The sequence below is a fragment of the Polaribacter aestuariivivens genome (genome assembly GCF_005885675.1).
Taxonomy (GTDB): domain Bacteria; phylum Bacteroidota; class Bacteroidia; order Flavobacteriales; family Flavobacteriaceae; genus Polaribacter; species Polaribacter aestuariivivens.
In genome coordinates, this window is the sequence record NZ_VANR01000003.1 from 303,195 (window position 1) to 320,925 (window position 17,731).

A 17,731-nucleotide genomic window follows, 5' to 3' on the forward strand; every position below is an offset into this window, starting at 1 on the left:
TTATTTTGATGAAAAAATTTTTCTCACTTTATATTTTTCTTTTTTACATAGTAAATTTACATTCTCAAACAGATTATAGTGATACTTGGGAAGATTTTTACTCATACAATAATGTTAAAGATTTTACCAAAGTTAACAATACAATTTATGCATTGGCAGATAATGCTGTTTTTACATATGATGTAACAACTGGAGAGGTAAATAAACTGTCATCAGTTCAAGGTTTGTCTGGAGAAACTACAACAGCCATTTATTATAGTGAAACTTATAAAAGGCTTTTAATTGGTTATAATAATGGTTTGATAGAAGTTGTAGACGAAAATGGTGCTATTACCATTTCTTCAGACATAGTTAGCTTTAATCAATCTGGAGAAAAAAGTATCAATCACATATCAGAGTTTAACAACAAGCTTTATTTATCTACTCCATTTGCAGTAGTTGTTTATGATATTGAAAGATTAGAATTTGGTGATACCTATTTTATAGGAAATGGATCTAGTTCCGTAAAAATAAATCAAACTGTTGTTTTTAATAATACAATTTTTGCAGCTACAGAAAACGGAATATTTTCTGCAGATGCAAACAGCAATTCTTTGATAGATTTTAATAATTGGCAACAACAATTTTTTGGAAGAAATTTTAAAGAAATCGAGGTTTTTAATAATGCTGTATACGTTACTGAGAATTCATCATTGTTACGTCTAGAAAATTCAACCTTAACAGAAATAAGAAATTTTTTTCAAGATGTTAAAAACATAAAAACTTCTAGTTCTCATTTAACAGTATCATTACCAAACACTGCAGTAGTTTTAAATACATCTTTAAATGAAACAATTTCTTTTACTACAAATACAGCATACAATTTCTCATTAAATACTGCTTTTTTTGAAAATAATACAGCCTTTTTAGCAACTGAAGAATTTGGTATTTTAGGAAGTTCATCAAATCAATCTACAACATATGTAGAGATTCACCCTGAAGGACCAATTTCTAACGATGTTTTTTCAATAGCAGCGAATAACGATAATTTATGGGTAGTGTATGGAGGTTATTCACCAAATTTTGCTCCTAGAGGAATTCGTAAAGGATACAGTCATTTTAACGGAGAAGAATGGATTAATACTAAATTTGACCCTAGTTTTCCACTTACAGATTTAAATCACATTACTATAGATACAAATTCAGAAAATAAAGTTTACATAAGTTCTTTTGGTGATACAAATAATGTAAATTCATCTGAAACTGGAGGTTTGTTAATTTTAGAAAACGATGAAATAAGTACTTTTTACAACCATTTAAATAGCCCCTTAGAAGATATAGAACCAAATGATCCAAACAGAGTTACAATAAGAATTGGTAGTTCTGCTTTAGACCGCCAAGGAAATTTATGGTTGACAAATATTGGCGTTACAAAAGAATTAAAAAAACTATCTACAAGCGGACAATGGTCTAGTTACGATATGAGTACAGCTTCAAACGTAAGCTCATTTGGTTTAAATGAAATGACAATAGATAGAAACAATAGCATTTGGTATGGCTCTAGAAGTTCTGGTGTTTTTGTATTTAATGAAAACGGAAATCGAAAAAAATCATTATTTACAACACCAAATTTAGGAAATTTGCCAGATGCAACTGTAAATACTGTTGCTGCAGATGCTAGTAATAGAATTTGGATAGGAACAAAATCTGGTTTAGTAGTTTACAATAATGCAGGAGGTGTTTTTGATGAAACTGTAACCAATGCAAATCCTGTTATTATTTTAGATGACGGAATTCCAAAAAAATTATTAGGAGATCAAACCATTAATTCTATTGCAATTGATGGGGCAGAAAATAAATGGTTTGGAACCGATAATGGAGGTGTTTTGTACACAAACCCAAATGGGCAAACAACTTTGGCAAATTTTAGCAAACAAAATTCACCATTACCATCAAACAGAATTCGAAAAATAAAAGTAGATGATTCTACAGGTAAAGTATATTTTGCAACAGACAAAGGTATTGTAGCTTACAATAGTAAAGTAGCACCTTTTGGTGATGTTTTAGGTGAAGTTTATGCATACCCAAACCCAGTTTTAAAAAACCACACAACAGTAACCATAGATGGTAGAAATGGCACACACTTACCCAAAGGAACCAATGTTAAAATTTTAGATGTTGCTGGTAATTTGGTTTATGAAACCAATGTTGTAGAAGGTCAAGAATTACAAGGAGGTAAAGTAGTTTGGAACAAGAAAAATTTAGCAGGTAAAAATGTAGCTTCTGGAATATATATTGTGTTACTTTCAAATGATGATGCATCTGAAAACGCTGTAACTAAAATTGCAATTGTAAATTAATGGCAACAATAAGCACAAAAGCAATTGTTTTAAGTGCCATAAAATATAGCGATACTAGTTTAATTGTAAAATGTTTTACAGAACAAGAAGGGTTAAAAACCTACATGGTTAGAGGTGTGTTAAAAGCAAAAAAAGGAGGTATTAAAGCAGCCTATTTTCAGCCTTTAAATCAACTTCAAATCGTTGCTAACCACAATACAAAAAATCATCTTCATAGCATAAAAGAAGTTCAAATATTAAACCCATACAAGTCTATTTATCAAGATATTGTAAAGCAATCTGTTGTGCTATTTTTGTCAGAAGTTTTATCTTACAGTATTCAAGAAGAAGAAAAAAACACTCAACTTTACAACTATTTAGAAACTGCATTTATTTGGTTAGACACACATGATAAAATTGCCAATTTTCACTTGTTGTTTCTACTAAATTTTACGAGGTATTTGGGTTTTTATCCAGATGTTTCAGAAGCTACTAAAAATGGTTTTAATCTCTTAGATGGAAGTTTTACAAATTTTACCTCCGAAAAAAATGTTATTTCTGGAAACGATTTTTATCAATTTAAAAAGCTGTTAGGCATAAATTTTGATGGTATTGAAAACACGTCTTTCGGTAAAAATGAAAGACAATTGGTTTTACAAATAATTATCAGATATTTTGAATTACATTTGGACGGATTTAGAAAACCAAAATCATTACAAGTATTAGAAACAGTTTTTAGTTAATGAGAAATTTACTTTTTGCAATCGTTTTTTTTATTGGAGCAAATACTATTGCACAAACTATTAAAGTTTTAGATATAGAAACAGGTAAAGCAGTTAAAAATGTAAGTGTTTTTAATGATAAAGAAACTATTAACATCACAACAAATGATGATGGTTTGGTAGATGTTTCAAGATTTAAAAACGATGAAGTAGTAATATTTTCTCACATTGCATATGCAACTTTACGCAGAAAAAAATCGATAATATTAGCTAACAATAACACAGTTTATGTAACCAAACAATCAGAACAATTAAATGAAATTGTACTTTCTGTATTTAAAAAAGCAGAAAAAACAACTCGTATTGCAGAACAAATTGCTGTAATATCATCTAAAGATATTCAAAAACTGTCACCTCAAACATCAGCAGATTTATTAGCTACAATTCCAGGAATTAAAGTCCAAAAATCTCAATTTGGAGGAGGTAGTCCAGTAATTAGAGGTATGGAATCAAATAGAGTTTTACTGGTAGTTGATGGTGTAAGAATGAACAATGCCATTTACAGAAAAGGGCATTTGCAAAATGCCATTTCTGTAGCACCAAACATGTTAGATAAAACCGAAATTGTTTTTGGACCATCATCTGTTTTATATGGTTCAGACGCTTTAGGTGGTGTAATTCATTATTATACAAAAACGCCAAAAATATCGGAAAAAGAAAAAGTTGTTAGTCAATTTTTTTCAAGATTTTCAACCATAAATAATGAAATCACAACCAATGCAACAGCTGAAATTAGAAAAGAAAAATGGGCATCTTTAACAAGTATTTCATATAGCAATTTTGGCGATTTAAAAGCAGGTGAAAGACGTTCACATGGTTTTGAAGATTGGGGAAAAGTTTTTTTCTATTCAGAAAATGTAAACGGAAACTATAAAGAAACTCCAACAAAAAACAGCGATCCAAACTTACAAAAAAACACAGGTTACAGTCAAACAGATGCGTTGCAAAAGTTTTTTGTTCCCTTAAATAAAAATACCGATTTAAAAATTAACTTACAATACTCCACAACATCTGACATACCAAGGTTTGATCGTTTAACAGAACTGAGTAATGGAGAGTTAAAGTTTGCAGAATGGAATTACGGACCACAAAAAAGATTTTTAGCATCTACTCAACTAATTTTAAATCCCAATAAAAACTGGGTTGAAAACGGTATTATTACAGCAGCTTATCAAAACATACAAGAAAGTAGAATTCAGCGAAAATTTGGTAGTTTAGAACGTTCTTACAGAGAAGAAGATGTAGATGTTTTTAGTTTAAATGGCGATTTTTCTGTACCAATTACTAAAGATAAAAACAGAACGCTTTCTTACGGTTTTGAGTTTGCTTACAATGATGTTAGTTCTAATTCTTATGGTAAAGAATTAAATATTGAAAATGGAGAAATAAATGGTTTTTCTAATACTTTTAAAGTTCAATCGCGATATCCAGATGGTGGAAGTGATTATTTAAGCTCTGCAGTTTATGTAGATTATAGGCAAGATCTAAATAAAAAATCAACCTTAAATACAGGAATTCGTTTTACAAATACAGAACTAAATGCAAAGTGGATAGATCAAACCTTTATTCAATTAGATGATATAGATATTACTGCAAATCATGCAGCTGTAACTGCAACTTTAGGGTATGTGTACAAACCAAATACAAATTGGCAATTAAATACTGTTTTATCTTCTGGTTTTCGCTCTCCAAATATTGATGATGTTGGAAGAGTTAGAGAAAAAGCTGGTAATGTAACTGTACCAAATATTCTTGTAACTCCAGAATTTGCTTACAGTGGAGAAGTTGGAGTTTTAAAATATTTTAATAATAAAAAATTCCGTTTTGGCGCAAACGCATTTTATACTTTGTTAGATAATTATATTCAAAGAGATTTTGTTTACAATGCAGATAGAAGTATAAAACAAGTAGAATTTGATGGTGAATTTGGAAATGCCGTTTCTAATCAAAATAAAGAAACAGCTTATATTACAGGTGTTACAGCTAGTTATTTAGGTAAAATTTCAAATCGTTTTAATACTTCTGGTTTTGTAACCTATACAAAAGGAAGAACATATGATACAAACGAACCAATGTCTTCTATTCCTCCATTATTTGGGCAGTTTGAGCTTAACTTTTCAGAAAATAAATTAGAATTAGGTGCAGCAATTCGTTTTAATGCTAAAAAAGATATTACAGATTTTAATATTACGGAAGGTATAGACAATCATGATTTAACACCAGTTGTAAACCCAAATGCAACAGAAGATGTAAATAAATATTTTGGTTCACCAAGTTGGATTACTTTCGGATTGAATGGAAAATATTTAGTGAGTAGTAATTTTTCTGTACAAGCAAGGTTAGATAATTTATTAGATCAACATTATATTGAATTCGCTTCAGGAGTTGCTTCTCCAGGAAGAAATTTATCAGTATCTCTTTTGGCTAATTTTTAATTGCCTTTAAAATCCAAACATCTTGTTGAGGCTTATTGTTTGTTACCTTACCAGAAATGTGTTTTAAAATTTTCAAATTATTTTTTTTACACAACTCTTTAAAAAAAAGTGGAGATTGATATGATGCAAACAATCTATTTCCTTCTTTTTTAAAATCATGAACAACTAGCTTTCCTGCATCATACAATTTTTGTTCTTGAGGTAAAAGTTTAAATTTATGAACTTCGCCATGAGTTGTTAAAAACAAAATACCATCATTTTTTAAAGTTCTTGTGAGTTCCTTCATCCAAGAAAAATGTAATTCTTCAGATAAATGTGTAAAGATAGAAATACCATAAATAATATCTAATGCGCTTTCTTTAAAGTTTAAAGGTGGTTCTAAACCATTCAATTTAAAATCAATTCCATCTAAATTTTCGGAACACCATTTAACATATTTTTTATTGTAGTCTGTACCGTAAAAAGAGTTTGTTTTATCTAAAAGTGAAGGTAAATGTCTTATGATTCTTCCTGTTCCACAGCCCCAGTCTAAAATAGATACGTTTTCTATTTTTTTAAATTCTGAAATTAATTCAATTAACCATTTTGCTGTAGGTACTCCGTTTGTATAAAATTTACTATAATTTAAAGTAAAAGTTTCATACAGATAAAAATCTGGAGGAAGCTTTACTGAAGGGTTATTTTTCTTAAATAAATTATTGCTTTTTCTATTTTTTAACTTTTCACGATAAAAGTTAATTTGTTCAATAAGAGGTAATAAATTTACTTTTGCTATTATTTTTTTAAGAATAATTTTTTTCATCTCTATTTTCTTTGTCCTTCATCCGTAAAATTATCCGATAAAGCACGTTCTGTTTTAATAATGCTAACTAAAATAGATAAAAGGACTAAAACCATAGGTTGCCAAGAAAGTTCTTTAGTAGCAAAATTGGCAAAAACCAAGCCTGCTAAAAAAGAGATTCCAGAATAAATTAGTAAGTTTTTATTAAAAACATTATTCGCAAAATCCCATATTTGCTGATTTTGCATAGCTTTTGGAGTTCTGTAGCCATAAATAGCATTTATTTTTTTCGGTGGAAATTTCCAAAAAATAATGCTTAATAAAAATAGCAAACCGTTTGTGGTTAAAATGTACGTTAATGGATTCATGTTTATATTTTTTTGTTTTCAAATTTGAGATTTCTCCATAAAGTCGAAATGACAGGTATTAGACGTTTTTGTTTTACTAAAAGGATACTGCTACTTGCTTTACTGCTAACTACTGAGACTGCTTACTAATTTTTAGGTCTCATTAATCCTTCTTGTGCAAAAGAAGCCACTAACTTTCCATCTCTTGTAAAAATATTTCCTTTAGCCAAACCTCTTGCACCAAAAGCATTTGGAGATGCTGCTGAAAAAAGCATCCAATCATTATAATTGAAATCTCTAAAAAACCACATAGAATGATCTAAACTTGCAGTTTGAGTGTTTCCAAAATTATGTTTGCTTGCATTCGGATTAAAAGCAGCGTTTAACACATTGTAATCAGATATATAGGTTAAAATTTCTTGTTTTGTTCTGTAATTTAAATTTTTATGACTTTCTCCTTTTAAGCGAAACCAAACTTGCTCGTTTGCTGGTAAATCTTTTGGATCCATAGGATTTGGAACTCTAACTGGTTTAAATTCAATGGGCCTTTTTACGCTTAAAAAAGCTTTGGTAGATTTTGGTAAAAAATCGCCAAATTTCTCCAACATATCATCCCAACTTAATAATTCTTCTGGTTGCTTTATGTTGGAATCGAAAGTTGCTTGATGCTCAAAACCATCTTCTTTTATATGAAATGAAGCTGCCATAATAAAAATAGTTTTATCATGCTGACTTGCTGTAACTCTTCTTGTTGAAAAACTTCCTCCATTTCGCATTTCTGCCACATGATAATTTATAGGAACCGTTAAATCTCCAGCTTCTAAAAAATAAGAATGTAATGAATGTAAAAACCGATTTTCTGGAACAGTTCTATAAGCTGCATTTACTGCTTGTGCCAAAACTTGACCGCCAAAAACATGTGGGCTTCCAATGGTATAACTATTTCCGCTAAAATTATTTTCTCCTAAATTTTTTAAATCTAAAAGGTCTATTAATTCTTTACTCGTTTGCATTTATTGCTGTTTTTTAAATGGAAATTTTTGTTGAAATGGTGTGGGTTGAACTCTTTGCAAAAATAACTTTAATATTTTGTTTGTAATGGTTTTTTTGTGACGTAAATACATGGTTAAATCTTGTGGAATTGCACCTACAGAACTTTTAATTTCACTTGCAGTTCTTCCGAAATTAATGGTTTTTAGTTTTTTAGAAATGGCAATTTCAATATAGTGATATAGCATTCTTTGGTAAATTGCATAAGTTCTGTTTAACTGATAATCAATACCCACAAAATGAGAATCTAAAGTGTTTTTTGTAATAACACCAGACATAAAACCAACTACATTCTTATTTAAAATAAGGACTTTTAAGATATAGGTGCTTCCTAATTTATCTTTAAAATCTTTATAGGTTTCTAAATTAAAGTGGCCTAAATTAAAATCTGCATTTGCAGCAACTTTTTCATATAAATCAGTCATTTTTGGCAAAAATTCCTCAATATTTTTGCTTGTAACTTCTTCAATTTTTATGCTACTACTTTGTGAAAATGCTTTTTTAGCTTTTACTCGAAACTTAGTTTTCATTGCAGCTAAATAATTATCAAAACTTAGCCAATTTTCATCAATATTAAGTAGCATGTTAGGTTCTACTAAAAAAGGGTTGTAGCTGAATTTTTTTAGTTCGTCAGTAATAAAAAGCGATTCTCTTACAAAGTCTTTAATGAGAAAAGCATCAATATTATTTTTTAATTTTTTATTGGTGTTTACAAGATGATTTATAGCGTTAGCAAGTTCTTTTATTACCTTTTTTTTATCTTGATTTTGATGTATGAATAAACCATGTTCTCCACTTACAAATGTGTTTCCTGAAATTAATAACTTTAATGGTTTACTTTCTTTAATAATACCAAATTGTCTTCCTAATTTTTTTAAAAAATCAAAATCTTTTTGCATTGACTTCATATAAAAATCTACAATTTGAATGGACGAATATGCAGTAGGTTTTTCGTTTTCATCAACCAAAACAATGTGTGAAAAAGTAATGTTTGGGTGATTTTTTTCTATTGATTTTAAAAAATCTTGATGAAAATAAATGTTGTTTTCACATTGAAGATGATTCCATATTTTAGTAGGAATTTCATCAATCGAATTAAAAAATAAAGCAGTATTTGTGTTTTTACAAAAAATCAACTAAAGAAGTATAATTAAAAATTAATCATATAAAGATGCTAAAAAAAAGTGGTTCATAAAATTTTATTGAATAATTAATACATTATAACGTTTCTTTAACAAAGTTGTTTTAAACTTTGGAATGACTAATACGTCAAAAAAGTATCTTTGCAAGAACTATTAAAAACCTTTCTTTCTTCTTATTAAGAAAGTTTAACTAACAATTATGAGAAAAATAATTTTAGCTATTCTTGGAGTTTTAGCTATTGTAGGTGCTGTATATTTTGGAAATATATTGGTAGCAAAAAGTAATAAACCAAAACCAACTTTCAAAAAACAAATTAAAACGGTATTTGTAAATAGCGTTGAAAATAAAGAGATTCCTATTATTTTATCAGCAAGTGGTAATTTAATTGCTAAAAATAAAATTGATATTTTTTCTGAAGTGCAAGGTGTTTTAAAACCTTCTAAAAAACCATTTAAAGCTGGAACAAAATATTATAGAGGAGAAACTTTGTTAAGCATCAATAGCGATGAATTTTATGCAAGTTTACAGTCTCAAAAAAGTAATTTATATAATTTAATTACCTCTATAATGCCAGATATACGTTTAGATTACCCAAACGAGTTTAAAAAATGGGAAACGTATTTAAAAAGTTTTAACATCAATAAAACAACACCTAAGTTGCCAGATTTTAATACAGATAAAGAAAAGTATTTTATTTCTGGTAGAGGTATTTTAACAGCTTACTACAATGTAAAAAACTTAGAAGTTCGAAATTCTAAACATCAAATAAGAGCACCTTTTTCAGGTATTTTAACAGAAGCTTTGGTAAGCCCAGGAACTTTGGTTAGAGTGGGACAAAAATTAGGCGAATTTATTGACCCAAGTATTTACGAAATGGAGGTTTCTATCAATGCAGAATTCGCTGATTTATTAAAAGTAGGAAACTCAGTAGCATTAACGAATTTAGAAAAAACGAAAGAGTATACTGGAAAAGTAGTTCGTATAAATGGTAAAGTAGACCAAGTATCACAAACTATAAAAGCATTTATAGATGTAAAACATCCAGATTTAAAAGAAGGTATGTTTTTAGAAGCAAATTTAGTAGCAAAATCTGAAAAAGATGCCATAGAAATTTCTAGAAAATTACTTATTGATAATAGCGCAGTTTATACAGTAAAAAATGATAGTATTTTAAGTTTAGTACCTGTAAAACCAGTTCACTTTGCTTCGGAAACAGTAGTAATAAAAGGTTTAAAAAATAACGATAAAATTTTAACACAACCTTTACCAGGATCGTTTGACGGAATGATTGTGAAAATCAATAAAAAATAGGCTTTATGAAAAAAATAATTACCTATTTTATAAAATATCCAGTTGCAGTAAATGTAATGATTTTTGCATTTATCATATTTGGTACAGTTGGTATTTTTAGTATGAAATCTTCCTTTTTTCCATTGGTAGATTCACAATTAATTAGAATTTCATTAGCATATCCTGGAGCTTCACCAGCTGAAATGGAAGAAGGTGTTGTACTAAAAATTGAAGACAATTTAAAAGGAATTGTTGGTGTAGAAAGAGTAACATCAGTTTCAAGAGAAAACTCAGCAAGTGTAAATATTGAGGTAGAAAAAGGAAAAGATATAGATGTTGTTTTATCAGACGTAAAAAACGCAGTAGATAGAGTTCCATCATTTCCATCTGGTATGGAGCCAGCTGTAATTGCAAAAGTAGAAAGTATAAGACCTACTATAAGTTTTACAGTTAGCGGAAATAATGTTTCTTTAAAATCATTAAAACAATATGCTAGAAATGTAGAAAATGATATTCGAGGAATAGAAGGAATTTCACAAGTAGAAATTTCGGGTTTTCCAGATGAAGAGATAGAAATTGCAGTTCGTGAAAACGATTTACGCTCTTTAAATATGTCGTTTACAGAAGTTGCAACCGCCATTAGAAATTCCAATATTTTAATTACAGGAGGTAATATAAAAACCGCAGAAGAAGATTATTTAATTCGTGCAAGTAATCGTTCTTATTACGGAGTTGAACTACAAAATTTAATTGTTAGAACTGAACCTTCTGGAAATATAATTCGCTTAAAAGACGTAGCGTCTATTAACGATACTTGGTCCGAAAATCCAGACAAATTATATTACAATGGAAATTTAGCCATAAATATTACAGTAAGTAATACCAATAATGAAGATTTAATTTCATCTGCAGATAAAATTAAAGAATACATAAATGAGTTCAACCAAAAACAACAAAACGTACAATTAAATGTTTCTAGTGATGCTTCTATTACCTTGAATGGAAGAACAAAATTATTAGTAGAAAACGGTATTGTTGGTATACTTTTAGTATTATTTTTCTTAGCGCTATTTTTAAATTTACGATTGGCAATTTGGGTTGCATTTGGTTTGCCAGTTGCCTTTTTTGGAATGTTTATGTTTGCAGCACAATTTGATGTAACCATAAACGTATTATCTCTTTTTGGAATGATTATCGTTATTGGTATTTTGGTTGATGACGGAATTGTTATTGGAGAAAATATATATCATCATTACTACGATTTAGGAAAAACCAAAATACAAGCTGCAATAGATGGTACAATGGAAGTAATTCCACCAATTGTTTCAGCAATTTTAACAACCATTATCGCTTTTTCTACTTTCTTTTTTGTGGATGGTAGAATAGGAAGTTTCTTTGGCGAAGTTTCTACAATAGTATTGTTAACACTAAGTGTTTCGTTAATTGAAGCCTTGGTTATTTTACCAGCACACATTGCACACTCCAAAGCTTTAAAAAGAAGAAATGAAGAGTTTTCTGTAAATAATTTTAACTTTAATGACAATAATGTTGTTATTCTTGAAGAGAATAGTGATGAAGTTATTGTTGAAAAAAACGGAGAAAGAATTGTACTTTATAAAGAAAGTAAATTAGATGCCTTTTTCCGTAAAATTAACTCAAAGGCAGATGCCATTTTAGGGAAATTCAGAGACAATTATTACGTACCTTTTTTGAAGTTTTCTTTACAAAACAAGTTCTTTATTTTTTGTGTTTTTATTGCAACCTTGTTAATTAGTTTCTCAGCATTAAGAGGTGGTGTTATAAAAAGCTCTTTTTTTCCAAGAATTGCTAGTGATCGTATTCAGATAACACTAAATATGCCACAAGGAACTAATGAAAAAATAACAGACTCTATAATATCTTCAATTGAAGAAAAAGTTTGGTTGGTAAATGAAGAGTATACAGCAAAACAAACAGGCAATGTAGCTATTGTAGAAAACGTAATTAAAAGAGTTGGTCCAGGAAGCGCAAATGCAACTTTATCAGTAAATCTTTTACCTGGTGAAGCTCGTGATTTTTCTTCACCAGAAATTACAAATTCTATTCAACAAAAAGTAGGAAAAGTATATGGTGTAGAAAGCTTGGTTTTTGGTTCTGGAGGTAATTTTGGAGGAAGCCCAGTTGCAGTTTCTTTATTAGGAAACGATATAAAAGAATTAAAAGCAGTAAAAGATGAGTTAAAACAAGCATTAGAAAACAATCCTTTGCTAAAAGATGTTTCCGACAATGATCCTGCAGGAATTAAAGAAGTAAAAATTACTTTAAAAGACAATGCATATTTATTGGGCTTAAATTTACAGGCTATAATGGCACAAGTTCGAGCAGGATTTTTTGGTTTTCAAGCGCAACGTTTTCAGCGTGGTCAAGACGAAATTAAAGTTTGGGTTCGTTACGACAGGAAAGATAGGTCTTCCATAAAAGATTTAGATGATATGCGAATTATAGCCCCAAATGGAACAAGAATTCCGTTTTCAGAAATCGCAACGTACGTAATAGAAAGAGGAGATATTGCCATCAATCATTTAGAAGGTAAAAGAGAAATACAAGTTACTGCAGATTTAAAAGATTTAACAGCAAGTGAAACTGAAATTTTAGACAATATAAAAACGGTTATTCTACCAGAAATTTTATCTAAATATCCAACTGTAAAACCAATTTACGAAGGGCAAAATAGAGAAGCTAAAAAAACTACAGATTCCATAAACATTGTAGGGCCAATAATTTTGCTATTAATATATATTGTAATTGCATTTACATTCCGTTCTTACAGTCAGCCAATTTTGTTAATAATAATGATTCCTTTTAGTATGATTGGAGTTATTTGGGGGCATTATATTCATAATTTTTCTATCGGAATTTTATCCTTTTTGGGAATCATTGCTCTAATAGGAATTATGGTAAATGATGGTTTGGTTTTGATAGGTAAATTCAATAGTTATTTAAAAGAAGGTTTAAAGTACGATGAAGCTTTAATAAAAGCAGGTCAATCTCGTTTTAGAGCCATTTTCTTAACATCTTTAACAACTATTGCTGGATTAGCGCCATTAATATTTGAAAAAAGTAGACAAGCACAATTTTTAATTCCAATGGCAATTTCAATTGCATATGGTATCGCAATTGCAACTGTTTTAACTTTGGTAATGTTGCCTCTAATGCTGGCAGCATCTAACACATTAAAAGTTAAAATTAAATGGTTAAAAACAGATACTCATGTAACTAAAGAAGAAGTAGAAAGAGCCATTATAGAATCTAAAATTGACGAAGAAGAAACTATAAGAATTTCTGAAGAAAAAGAGGCTAATTTAAAATTAGATAACAAAAAAAACAATAATGAAACTGAATAAAAAAGCAATTATTTTAGTCGTTTTTTTATCGACTTTACAACTTTTTTCTCAAGAAATTTTAACCAAAAATGAAGCGTTAAAAATTACTTTAGAAAACAATTTTGGCATTAAAATAGCAAACAATAATTTAGAAGTTGCAAAAAATAATAGTAGTATTTATAATAGTGGTTATTTACCAACAGCAACACTAAATTCTGGAGCAGATTACCGAAGAAATAACCAAACAATCGTATTTACAGACCCAAATACTGGTAGTGATAATGAGAGAGTAGGAAATGGTGTAGTTACAAAAACATATTCTGCTTCTGTAGGTATTAATTATACAATTTTTGATGGTTTGGGTAGAAAATACAACTATCAACAATTAAAAGAAACTTATAACTTAACAGAACTACAAGCAAAAGAAACAATTGAAAACACCTATTTACAATTGTTTACTGTTTATTTTCAAATTGCACGTTTAACTGAAAATACTAATAATTTAGAAGAGGCATTAACTATTTCAAAAAGTAGATTAGAGCGTGCAAAATATCAATATGAATATGGACAATCTACAAAATTAGAATTACTAAATGCAGAGGTAGATATTAATAATGATAGTATTTCACTCATAAATTCCAGACAACAATTATCAAATGCAAAACGTGGTTTAAATATAGTTTTAGGCGTTGAAAAAGAAGTGAATTATGAAGTTGAAACAGAAGTAGATTTTAATGAAATGATGAATTTTGAAAATCTTCAGCAAAAAACGTTGTCAAACAACAGTTTATTAAACCAAAACAAAAAAAATATTGCCATTAGCGAGTTTAATATAAAAATTAACAATTCCAATTATTTACCATCATTAAACTTTAATACTTCTTATGGTTTTAATAGAACAGAAAATGAAAATTTAGTAAATCCTTTTGGAGCTCGTTTAATAACTTCTGATGGTTTAAATGCAGGTTTAACCTTATCTTGGAATATATTTGATGGTGGAGCAACAAAAACAAGAGTTGCAAATGCAAAAATTGCACTAGAAAATCAGCAAATTTTGTTAGACCAACAAACTGTTACAATAAAAAACAATTTAAAAAATACTTGGGAAAACTATCAGAATCAATTATTTATTTTGAAAGCACAAGAAAAAAATGTTGCTACTGCTCAAAATAACTTTGACAGAACAGAAGAGCGCTATAAATTAGGGCAAGTAACATCTATAGAGTTTAGGCAGGCACAAATAAACTTATTCAATTCAAAAACGGCTTTTAACAATGCAAAATTCGATGCAAAACTTATAGAACTCCAATTACTACAATTAAGTGGCGATATTTTAAATGTAAAATTTTAAAAACTGATTTTTATCATATTTTACAATTTTCTTATTTCATAATTTTATCATCAAATTAAATAAGATATGAATACGGTTAGTTTACCTCTTGTTTCTTGGACAAATGGTACCATAATGATAGGCGTTTTTGCACTAGTAGTAATAGGTTTAGTTGTTGCTATTTTTTTATTAATGAATACAGATAAGAAAGCGAAAAAGTAACAAATTTGTTAGTTAGTTTTAAGAAACCTGAGTGAAAGCTCAGGTTTTTTTAATTTTAATTTTTAGAATAAAATAACTGTATTTTTGTTGAAACAAATACTTTTCTAAAAATGGATTTATCTGAAAACGCATGGAACTCTCGTTATATAAACAATGATATTGGATGGGATTTGGGTAAAGTTTCTCCACCTCTAAAAAACTATTTTGATCAGTTAGAAGATAAAAAAATAAAAATTTTAATTCCTGGAGCAGGAAATGCCTATGAAGCAGAATATCTTTTTAATCAAGGTTTTAGAAACGTATTTGTAATAGATTTATCTAAAACAGCATTAGATAATTTTAAAAAAAGAGTTCCAGATTTTCCAACATCTCAATTACTTCATGGTAATTTTTTTGACATTAATATATCGTTCAATTTAATAATAGAACAAACTTTTTTTTGTGCCATAAACCCAAACTTAAGGCAACAATATTCCATTAAAATGCATCAAATTTTAAAAACAAATGGCAAATTAGTTGGTTTATTATTCAATGCATCTTTGTTTAGTAATCGCCCACCATTTGGAGGTTCTAAAAAAGAGTATGTTAGTTATTTTAAGCCCTATTTTGAAATGAAAACTTTTGAAAATTGTTACAACTCTATAAAAAGTAGACATGGAAAAGAACTGTTTATACAATTAATAAAGAAATAATTGATATAAAATCATACTAGTACCTACTAGTTGTTTTTTAAGTTTTTCTTTTCTATATTTGCCATATGGAAATTGTAAAACTTTTAAAAAAATCTAAAAAACCGAAATACAAACAAATTGTTTCTTCTATAGAAAATGCAATTGTAAGCGGTACTTTAAAAAAGGGTGATCAAATACCTTCAATCAATAGTTTAAGAGATACACACAATTTATCTAGAGATACTGTTTTAGCAGCTTTTAACGAACTGAAAAATAGAGGTATTGTGCACTCTGTAGTTGGAAAAGGGTATTATATTTCGTCAGAAAATATTTCAGTTTCCAAAAAAGTATTTTTACTTTTTGACGAATTAAATGCTTTTAAAGAAGATTTATACAATTCCTTTTTAGCTTCTGTTGGCGAGCATGTTCAGGTTGATATTTTCTTTCATCATTTCAACACCAAATTATTTAACAATTTAATTTTAGATAGTATTGGCAACTATAGTCATTATATTGTAATGCCAGCGAACTTACAAGACACGCACTTAGTTTTAGAAAACCTTCCAAAAGAAAAAGTATACATTTTAGATCAATTACAACCCGAGCTAAACTCATATGCAGCTATTTTTCAAGATTTTGAAAACGATATTCAAAACGGATTATTACAGGGTAAAGAATTGTTGAAAAAATACACAAAACTAATTTTGGTTTTTGATGATAAAGTACAGCCAAAAGGAATGAAAACTGGTTTTCAAAAATTTTGTGCTGCTCATCGTTTTGAAAGTGAAGTTATAGAGTCTATTAAAGATAAAACTCCACAAAAAAATGAAGTTTATATAATTCCAGATGATAGAAACTTAATAAGATTGATAAAAAAATTAAAAGAAACGTCTTTAAAATTAAATACAGATTTTGGAATAATTAGTTACAATGATACCATGCTTAAAGAGATTGTAGAAGGTGGCATTACCACTATTTCAACCGATTTTAATAAAATGGGAGAAAATTTAGCAAATATTCTTCAAGAAAAAGAGCAAATACATATTAAAAATTCAACAAAATTAATCATTAGAAATTCACTATAATGTTTCGTGTAAAAACTATAGAAAACAAACAAAATTGTATTGAGTTATCTAGTAATAATTCTAAAGCAATCATTAACTTAAATTTAGGAGGTAGTTTACAAGAGTTAATTTTACAAGGAAAAACCATTATTGCAGGTAATAGTGAAGACTATAAAAATAATTACGCTTCTTCTATTTTATTTCCATTTGCAGGCAGAACTGAAGATGGGAAATACATTTTTCAAAATAAAGAATACCAATTACTTTGTAACGATAAAGAGAATAACAACGCACTTCATGGCTTGGTTTATGATAAAAAATTCACACTTGTAGAACAAGCAGAAAAAAACAATGCAATTTCTGTAATAATACATTTTGAAGAAATTGAAAAAGCAAAAGGGTTTCCTTTTTTGTATCAAATTACTTTAGAGTACACTCTTTCTAACGATTCTTTACAGTTAAAAATGAGTGTAAAAAATAATGATACCAATACATTTCCATTCTTTTTAGGTTGGCATCCTTACTTTGAGACGAGTAATATAAAACACACAAGCGTAAGTTTTCAAGCAAATAAAAAAATTAAATATAACAATAGGTTAGTTCCTACAGATTTTTTGGATGTAAATATTACAAAACCAATAATGTTTAAAGAACAGCAATTTGATGATTGTTTCTTTTTAACCAATAATACAATTGATTTTGAAACACCAGATTATAAAATTTCTTTAGAGTCAGATGCTAAAAATGCATACCTACAAATGTATACACCACCTCATAGAAAAAGTGTAGCATTAGAACCTCAAACAGGTATTTCTAATAGTTTAAACAATAAAATAGGTTTACAAAACTTAGAACCACAAAAAGAATATTCTATAAACTGGTCTATTAAAAAACACGATTAATTGCTTTATAATTTATGAGCAGCAATAATATATA

General features: G+C 28.5%; 14 protein-coding genes. 10 read left to right on the top strand and 4 right to left on the bottom strand.

Going from position 1 to position 17,731, the window contains the following annotated elements; translation table 11 throughout:
- Positions 1–8 precede the first annotated feature (8 nt).
- From porZ to FDT66_RS07370, 3 genes are read left to right on the top strand one after another with little or no spacing between them, the layout of a single operon-like run.
- Positions 9–2,339 carry a type IX secretion system anionic LPS delivery protein PorZ gene (porZ, locus tag FDT66_RS07360; protein WP_138535524.1) on the top strand — a complete coding sequence of 777 codons (2,331 nt, stop codon included), beginning with the start codon at positions 9–11 and terminating at the stop codon, positions 2,337–2,339.
- The gene (gene recO, locus FDT66_RS07365; RefSeq protein WP_138535525.1) at positions 2,339–3,061 is read left to right on the top strand and encodes a DNA repair protein RecO; all 723 of its coding nucleotides are present in this window, start codon (positions 2,339–2,341) and stop codon (positions 3,059–3,061) included. The genes porZ and recO overlap by 1 nt, the downstream gene beginning before the upstream one ends.
- The gene (locus FDT66_RS07370; protein ID WP_138535526.1) at positions 3,061–5,535 is read left to right on the top strand and encodes a TonB-dependent receptor plug domain-containing protein; all 2,475 of its coding nucleotides are present in this window, start codon (positions 3,061–3,063) and stop codon (positions 5,533–5,535) included. Before recO ends, FDT66_RS07370 begins: the two co-directional genes overlap by 1 nt.
- Here the strand turns inward: FDT66_RS07370 and FDT66_RS07375 are convergent.
- The 4 genes from FDT66_RS07375 to FDT66_RS07390 form a co-directional block, all read right to left on the bottom strand.
- Positions 5,525–6,337: a class I SAM-dependent methyltransferase gene (locus FDT66_RS07375; protein ID WP_138535527.1), complete on the bottom strand. Its 813-nt coding sequence runs from the start codon at positions 6,335–6,337 to the stop codon at positions 5,525–5,527. The two genes, FDT66_RS07370 and FDT66_RS07375, sit on opposite strands and share 11 nt — an antisense overlap.
- A gap of 2 nt (positions 6,338–6,339) precedes the next feature.
- Positions 6,340–6,684, bottom strand: coding sequence for an SdpI family protein (locus tag FDT66_RS07380; RefSeq protein WP_138535528.1), 345 nt, complete (start codon positions 6,682–6,684; stop codon positions 6,340–6,342).
- A 125-nt stretch (positions 6,685–6,809) separates the two neighbouring features.
- A complete protein-coding gene (locus tag FDT66_RS07385; protein WP_138535529.1) occupies positions 6,810–7,676 on the bottom strand; it encodes an acyl-CoA thioesterase in 867 nt (288 codons plus the stop codon).
- Positions 7,677–8,849 carry a peptidogalycan biosysnthesis protein gene (locus tag FDT66_RS07390; RefSeq protein ID WP_246034783.1) on the bottom strand — a complete coding sequence of 391 codons (1,173 nt, stop codon included), beginning with the start codon at positions 8,847–8,849 and terminating at the stop codon, positions 7,677–7,679.
- Positions 8,850–9,054: 205 nt separating this feature from the next.
- Between FDT66_RS07390 and FDT66_RS07395 the strand changes: the two genes are divergently transcribed.
- The 7 genes from FDT66_RS07395 (at position 9,055) to FDT66_RS07420 (ending at position 17,697) form a co-directional block, all read left to right on the top strand.
- Positions 9,055–10,167 carry an efflux RND transporter periplasmic adaptor subunit gene (locus FDT66_RS07395; protein ID WP_138535530.1) on the top strand — a complete coding sequence of 371 codons (1,113 nt, stop codon included), beginning with the start codon at positions 9,055–9,057 and terminating at the stop codon, positions 10,165–10,167.
- Positions 10,168–10,172: 5 nt separating this feature from the next.
- On the top strand, positions 10,173–13,529 hold the full coding sequence (locus tag FDT66_RS07400) for an efflux RND transporter permease subunit (RefSeq protein WP_138535531.1): 3,357 nt from the start codon (positions 10,173–10,175) through the stop codon (positions 13,527–13,529).
- Entirely contained in the window at positions 13,516–14,859 is a 1,344-nt protein-coding gene (locus tag FDT66_RS07405; RefSeq protein ID WP_138535532.1) for a TolC family protein, read from the top strand. Before FDT66_RS07400 ends, FDT66_RS07405 begins: the two co-directional genes overlap by 14 nt.
- A gap of 66 nt (positions 14,860–14,925) precedes the next feature.
- Entirely contained in the window at positions 14,926–15,060 is a 135-nt protein-coding gene (locus FDT66_RS14215; RefSeq protein ID WP_262709558.1) for a hypothetical protein, read from the top strand.
- A 110-nt stretch (positions 15,061–15,170) separates the two neighbouring features.
- On the top strand, positions 15,171–15,752 hold the full coding sequence (locus FDT66_RS07410) for a methyltransferase domain-containing protein (RefSeq protein WP_138535533.1): 582 nt from the start codon (positions 15,171–15,173) through the stop codon (positions 15,750–15,752).
- A 65-nt stretch (positions 15,753–15,817) separates the two neighbouring features.
- Positions 15,818–16,816 (top strand): GntR family transcriptional regulator, encoded by a 999-nt coding sequence (locus FDT66_RS07415; protein ID WP_138535534.1) that lies wholly within the window; start codon positions 15,818–15,820, stop codon positions 16,814–16,816.
- A complete protein-coding gene (locus tag FDT66_RS07420; protein WP_138535535.1) occupies positions 16,816–17,697 on the top strand; it encodes an aldose 1-epimerase in 882 nt (293 codons plus the stop codon). Before FDT66_RS07415 ends, FDT66_RS07420 begins: the two co-directional genes overlap by 1 nt.
- The last annotated feature ends 34 nt before the right edge of the window (positions 17,698–17,731 follow it).

What these genes read in the sequence shown, in the direction of transcription:
- porZ (WP_138535524.1), top strand. Translation starts at nt 9, where the DNA reads ATGAAAAAATTTTTCTCACTTTATATTTTTCTTTTTTACATAGTAAAT.
- recO (WP_138535525.1), top strand. Translation starts at nt 2,339, where the DNA reads ATGGCAACAATAAGCACAAAAGCAATTGTTTTAAGTGCCATAAAATAT.
- FDT66_RS07370 (WP_138535526.1), top strand. Translation starts at nt 3,061, where the DNA reads ATGAGAAATTTACTTTTTGCAATCGTTTTTTTTATTGGAGCAAATACT.
- FDT66_RS07375 (WP_138535527.1), bottom strand. Translation starts at nt 6,337, where the DNA reads ATGAAAAAAATTATTCTTAAAAAAATAATAGCAAAAGTAAATTTATTA.
- FDT66_RS07380 (WP_138535528.1), bottom strand. Translation starts at nt 6,684, where the DNA reads ATGAATCCATTAACGTACATTTTAACCACAAACGGTTTGCTATTTTTA.
- FDT66_RS07385 (WP_138535529.1), bottom strand. Translation starts at nt 7,676, where the DNA reads ATGCAAACGAGTAAAGAATTAATAGACCTTTTAGATTTAAAAAATTTA.
- FDT66_RS07395 (WP_138535530.1), top strand. Translation starts at nt 9,055, where the DNA reads ATGAGAAAAATAATTTTAGCTATTCTTGGAGTTTTAGCTATTGTAGGT.
- FDT66_RS07400 (WP_138535531.1), top strand. Translation starts at nt 10,173, where the DNA reads ATGAAAAAAATAATTACCTATTTTATAAAATATCCAGTTGCAGTAAAT.
- FDT66_RS07405 (WP_138535532.1), top strand. Translation starts at nt 13,516, where the DNA reads ATGAAACTGAATAAAAAAGCAATTATTTTAGTCGTTTTTTTATCGACT.
- FDT66_RS14215 (WP_262709558.1), top strand. Translation starts at nt 14,926, where the DNA reads ATGAATACGGTTAGTTTACCTCTTGTTTCTTGGACAAATGGTACCATA.
- FDT66_RS07410 (WP_138535533.1), top strand. Translation starts at nt 15,171, where the DNA reads ATGGATTTATCTGAAAACGCATGGAACTCTCGTTATATAAACAATGAT.
- FDT66_RS07415 (WP_138535534.1), top strand. Translation starts at nt 15,818, where the DNA reads ATGGAAATTGTAAAACTTTTAAAAAAATCTAAAAAACCGAAATACAAA.
- FDT66_RS07420 (WP_138535535.1), top strand. Translation starts at nt 16,816, where the DNA reads ATGTTTCGTGTAAAAACTATAGAAAACAAACAAAATTGTATTGAGTTA.